At 67.1% G+C, this 5213-nt stretch carries 7 protein-coding genes; 3 read left to right on the plus strand and 4 right to left on the minus strand.

The annotated features are described in order from the left end of the window. Window positions 1-853, minus strand: an 853-nt coding sequence (locus B1964_RS05555) for a DUF885 domain-containing protein (RefSeq protein WP_079929154.1), incomplete at its 3' end; no start/stop codon positions are given. Between the two features lie 155 nt (window positions 854-1008). Between B1964_RS05555 and coaA the strand changes: the two genes are divergently transcribed. Continuing rightward, the gene (gene coaA, locus B1964_RS05560) at window positions 1009-1950 is read left to right on the plus strand and encodes a type I pantothenate kinase (protein ID WP_006372267.1); all 942 of its coding nucleotides are present in this window, start codon (window positions 1009-1011) and stop codon (window positions 1948-1950) included. Window positions 1951-1973: 23 nt separating this feature from the next. Here coaA and B1964_RS05565 read toward each other — a convergent pair whose 3' ends face one another. Further along, entirely contained in the window at window positions 1974-2342 is a 369-nt protein-coding gene (locus B1964_RS05565; RefSeq protein ID WP_079929159.1) for a cupin domain-containing protein, read from the minus strand. Between the two features lie 58 nt (window positions 2343-2400). On the opposite strand from B1964_RS05565, the gene B1964_RS05570 reads away from it, so the two are divergent. Beyond that, window positions 2401-2853 carry a MarR family winged helix-turn-helix transcriptional regulator gene (locus tag B1964_RS05570; protein WP_079929155.1) on the plus strand — a complete coding sequence of 151 codons (453 nt, stop codon included), beginning with the start codon at window positions 2401-2403 and terminating at the stop codon, window positions 2851-2853. 17 nt (window positions 2854-2870) lie between these two features. Here B1964_RS05570 and B1964_RS05575 read toward each other — a convergent pair whose 3' ends face one another. Continuing rightward, a complete protein-coding gene (locus B1964_RS05575; RefSeq protein WP_079929156.1) occupies window positions 2871-3350 on the minus strand; it encodes a carboxymuconolactone decarboxylase family protein in 480 nt (159 codons plus the stop codon). Then, window positions 3347-4111, minus strand: a complete 765-nt coding sequence (locus B1964_RS05580) for an NAD(P)H-binding protein (protein ID WP_079929157.1) — start codon at window positions 4109-4111, stop codon at window positions 3347-3349. The genes B1964_RS05575 and B1964_RS05580 overlap by 4 nt, the downstream gene beginning before the upstream one ends. A gap of 83 nt (window positions 4112-4194) precedes the next feature. Between B1964_RS05580 and B1964_RS05585 the strand changes: the two genes are divergently transcribed. Then, window positions 4195-5213 (plus strand): PLP-dependent aminotransferase family protein (locus tag B1964_RS05585; RefSeq protein WP_079929158.1); only part of this gene is annotated, 1019 nt, incomplete at its 3' end.

Below are 5213 nucleotides of genomic sequence, written 5' to 3' on the forward strand. Positions count from 1 at the left end.
CACCCCACTCGGGCCCGACGATCGCGTGCAGGGCGTGGTCGGCCAAACCCTCGGCCATGAGGCATTGCGGGGTGTTCACGAGAAATATCGTCTGCTCCTGCTGTCCCCCGCCGACGAGTCGCTGCTCCTTGCGGCAGTGTTCGGTGTGATGACCCGGATAGGCCTCGTGGGCGATCAGGTGCGGCAGGTTCGACATGTGTTGTGTCAGATCGACGTTGATCGCCACTCGGGAGCGATAGTCGCCGAGGTAGTAGTTGAACCCCGACCACGGCTTGTCGGTGACCACCTCGAAGTCGACGATCTCGGAGTCGGGCAGCGGATAGGTGGCCCGCACCCGCTCACGCAGCGCGCCGCTGAAGGCACGTACGCACTCGTCGACCCGTTCCGGCGGAATCTCGTCGGCACGCCGATGGCGGGCATAAGCCGCCGCCAGCGCCTCTCCCGAACTTCCCGGAACACCCAGGGCCGCAGCGAGTTCAACGTGGGCGGCCCGGTAGATCGCCGGGTCCTCCGGCTCGATGTCGACGTCGAAGTAGGCGCGCACCTCGTCGACGAAGCCGATGTCGTCGCCGGCGAACTTGCGGGCCGAACACTCCAGTGCGCGCAGGTGGGCGCCGACGAACGCGGCGCGGTCGGGATCGAGGTCGCCGGGTAGGTCGGCGAGCAGCCCCCGTGCGACATCGGCGAGTTCGGCGGGTTGCGGTGCCGGCGCATTGCCCACCGCGGCACGCAGGTTCGGGTCGCCGGTGTAGGCGTCGACGAATCCCTCCTCGATGCGATCGAAGGCCAGCCCGAGCCGGAGGTATGCGGTGACCACGTCGGACGAGGAGGTGCTCGCCTGGGCAGGAGACATAGTCGGACACGCTACCCACCACCTCGCGCATCGGCCACGCCATCATGTCGGTTCGTCCCGATAGGGCTCCGGCGCGACCGATTCGGCGGTGCTTATAGGGTGGGTGGCATGTCGAGCACCCCTGCAGCGACCGTCACGGGTCCGGTGCTGCGCTGATGGCACGCCACTCCAGTGATCGCGATCCGAGCCTGTACATGGAACTCGACCGCAAACAGTGGCGTGAACTGCGTGAATCGATGCCGATGGTGTTGACCTCCGACGAACTCGATCAGCTCGTCGGCCTCGGCGAGCAGATCGACCTGACCGAGGTCGCCGAGGTCTACCTGCCGTTGTCGCGACTCATCCATCTGCAGGTGGCCGCGCGGCAACGACTGTTCGCCGCGACCTCGACCTTCCTCGGCGACCGCCACGGAGAAAAGCAGGTGCCGTTCGTGATCGGCATCGCGGGCAGTGTCGCCGTGGGCAAGTCGACGACCGCACGTGTGCTCGCGGCGCTACTCGCCCGCTGGGAGTCGCATCCGAAGGTCGATCTGGTCACCACCGACGGCTTCTTGCTGCCGACCGCGGAGTTGGAACGTCGGGCCATCATGCACCGCAAGGGTTTTCCCGAGTCGTATGACCGTCGGGCGCTGTTGCGCTTTGTCACCGAGGTGAAATCGGGCGCCCGGGAGGTCACCGCGCCGGTCTATTCACACCTCACCTACGACATCGTTCCCGATGTCCGCCACTACATCCGCCAGCCCGACATCCTGATCCTGGAGGGGCTCAACGTCTTACAGACCGGACCCACCCTGATGGTGTCGGACCTGTTCGACTTCTCGATCTACGTCGATGCCAAGACCGACGACATCGAGAAATGGTATATCTCCCGGTTCCTGCAGATGCGGTCGACATCGTTCGCCGACCCCAATTCGCACTTCCACCACTACGCGTCGTTGACCGACGATCAGGCAATGATCGCCGCGCGCGACATCTGGACCTCCATCAACCTGCCCAACCTGCGCGAGAACATCTTGCCGACCCGCCCCCGAGCGAGCCTGGTACTCCGCAAGGACGCCGACCACTCGATCAATCGGGTTCGCCTGCGCAAGTTGTGAACCCGGGGTGTGGGAGACACGCCCTAGCGAGCCCCGGGCGGAGTGATTGTCTCCCCGGAGTCGGTGACCGCGGTCAGGCCGGCCGGTGCGGTGACCCACACCGTCGCCTCCGCCGATCCCGGGTTGTCCAGCCGCACCCGCGACCCGGCCGGTACATGGACGACCGACCCCGCCGTCAAAGTGTGCCGCCGACCATCGAGCTCGCACTCCGGCTCCCCGCTCAGCACGAGAAAGATCTCCTCACGGTCCACCCGATGCGCCGTGCCGAACTGCTCCGGTTCCAGAACCGTTCGCCACGCACATAATTCGGCGCTACCGGGCGACGGCGCCACAAAGGACTCGAACCGCGCTCCATGCATTCCGTGAACCACCGGTCGGACGACAACAGACATGACCACCACTCCCCATCAGACAGTTAAACTGTCTTTATAAGACAGCTAGACTGTCCACATGTCAACCCCGGGTCCCCCGATGGCCGATCTCCCCTTCTTGTTGATGCGCGCACAGGCGGCGGTCACCGAACACATCAACTCCCGGGTCGTCGCGCACGGACACCCGGGCCTACGTCCGGTGCACGGACTGGTGTTCGCGCGGATCGCCTCCGCCGGGGCGACGGTCAACGAGATCGCCACGCACCTCGGGGTCACCAAGCAATCGGCCTCCGCGATCGTGGAAACGCTGGAGGATCAGGGCTACGTCACACGCGGGCCGCATCCGACCGATCGGCGAGCGCGGCTGGTCGAACTCACCCGACGCGGTCGGGCGGTGACCCGGCTGGCCGCGCAGAGCGCCGCCGACGTCGCCGCCGACCTCGAGTGCGACATCGGGCACGACGCGATGGCGACGGTCGTCGGCGCATTGCAGAGACTCGGCGCGGACGCCACTCCCCGCCCCCTGTGGTGACACCTGTCGGCGAGAACTCAGGAACGCAGCGTGCGCTCATCGAGACCGGCCGGATAGCCCCCGGTGAGGGCAATCCGGTTCCAGACATTGATCATGGCGATCGATGCGAGCACCTGACCGAAGGCCGCGTCGCCGAATACCGAACGCACCCGCTCGTAGACCTCGTCGGGCACCCCGTCGTCACCGATCCGTGTGACGTACTCGGTCAACTCCAATGCCGCTCTGGACTTCTCGTCGAACATCGAAAGACATTCCCGCCACACCCCAACCATCCCGAGGGTGATCGGATCCATGCCGAGACCGAGCGCATCGGACAGATGCATGTGTAGGCAGTATGCGCACCCGTTGAGTTGCGAAGCGCGGATCTTGATGAGTTCCAACAGCTCTCGATCGAGCGCATCTGCCGAGGCGCGCTGAAGGGCGACGAGCGCCTTGTAGACACCGGGGTTGGCCGTTGGTAACCAATAGCGCACCCCGTCGCGCGCCGCCGGGCTCATCGTGACACCCGCTCACCGCGCCGGGCGAGCCAGGCCTCAACGGTTGTCTCGGTCTGCACGAACTCACCGCGCGGCAGCAACCCGTCCGTCCGAAGCGCCTTACCCCCGATCCGCACCGGAATCACCCATCGTGGGGAACCGTCCTGACGAGCAACCTCTTTCGCCAGATCGGCGAGATCGATCACCTCCGGCCCGGCCACCTCGACATCGCCGTGTACGGGTTCGAGCGCCGCATCGGCCACGGCATCGGCGGCGTCGGCGGCCGCCAAGGGCCGACACCTCATGCGCGGTACCACCGCCACCGGCCCCAGACTCGTGCGCGCGAGCAGTTGCTCGGCGAGTTCGAACCATTGCGCCGAGTGCACCACCCTCAGCACGTCGGGCCCGAGCAACTCGCGGTAGACCCGCTCCTGCTCACCCTTGCCCTGGTAGTAGCCGAACTTCGCGTTGACCGCCGGATCGGCGGCATTGATGATCGACAGGCAGACCACCCGGCCCACGCCGGCGGTGACCGCGCCCTCGGCGATCCGCCGCGCAGCCGTGCCGAAGAAGTCGACGGCGACCTTCGCACGAGTGGTCGTGACGTTGACGCAGTCGACGACCACGTCGGCACCCGCGCACGCCCGGGCCACGCCGTCGCCGGTGTAGACATCGACACCGGCCGACCTCTGCGCGGCGACCACCTCGATGCCTCTGTTCTGCAACGTTTCGCCCAGGCGGCGTCCGATCTCACCGCTCGCCCCGAACACGACTGTCCGCATCCCTGCCTCCTCCAGTTCTCTCATCTCAAGTGTCGTGTCACCTACGGTAGGGAGTAATTGCACCGGAAAAGGGGTACAATCCGATGGCCGAAAAGAAGGTCAATTCGACCGAGGGCGACCCGTGGGAGCGTGTGGCGGCACGCCTGGGCGCCGACCTGTTCCTCGATCTCCAGCCGGACCCGTCGACGACGGCACGAGGACGCGGAGCGATGCGGCGCCGCGCTCTCGCCGACGCCCTGCGCGACGCCATCTCCGATGGCCGGCTACCCCCGGGCACCATGGTGCCTCCGTACCGGTCGCTGGCCGCCGATCTCGGACTCGCCCGCGGCACGGTGGCCGCCGTGTACGCCGAACTCGTTGCCGAGGGCCGCCTCACCGCGCGTCAGGGCTCGGGCACACGAGTGGCCGGCGGGATACATCCACAGCCGGCCAGTCTGGCGCCACCAACGGTCACCCTGCCCACTGCGGACCACGATTTCGCTCTCGGGCAACCGAATCCGTCGCTGTTTCCCCGGTCGGCATGGGCCGCCTCGACACGACGTGCGCTGAGCGGCGCCGCCGATTCCGTCTTCGCGCCGTCGGCACCCAACGGCAGCGTGGCGCTGCGCACCGAACTGGCCGCCTACCTCGCCCGCGCCCGCGGCGTCCGAACCAGCCCGGACTGCATCGTGTTGACCACCTCGGTCAGTGGATCGCTGGACCTGTTGTCGCGCACCGTGTTCGAGAGAAGAGCGGCGGTCGAAAGCCACGGACTGCCGTTCCATCGGGAGGTCATCGCCCGGCGCGGTGTCACCACCTCGCCGCTACCCGTCGATGCCCGGGGTGCCGACGTGTCGCGTCTGGCCGACGCCGGCGTCGACGCCGTCGTGCTGACACCGAGTCATCAGTATCCATTCGGCGTGGCGCTGGCACCGGATCGCCGCGCCGAGGTCGTCGAGTGGGCCGCGCGTACCGACGCGGTGATCGTCGAAGACGACTACGACGGCGAGTTGCGTTACGACCGTGACCCGGTGGGAGCGCTGCAGGGTCTCGCGCCCGACTCGGTGATCCACACCGGATCGGTGAGCAAGAGCCTCTCGCCCGCGGTACGCATCGGCTGGCT

Origin of the sequence: Gordonia sp. i37 (genome assembly GCF_002043085.1) — a bacterium.
In the GTDB taxonomy this organism is placed as follows: domain Bacteria; phylum Actinomycetota; class Actinomycetes; order Mycobacteriales; family Mycobacteriaceae; genus Gordonia; species Gordonia polyisoprenivorans.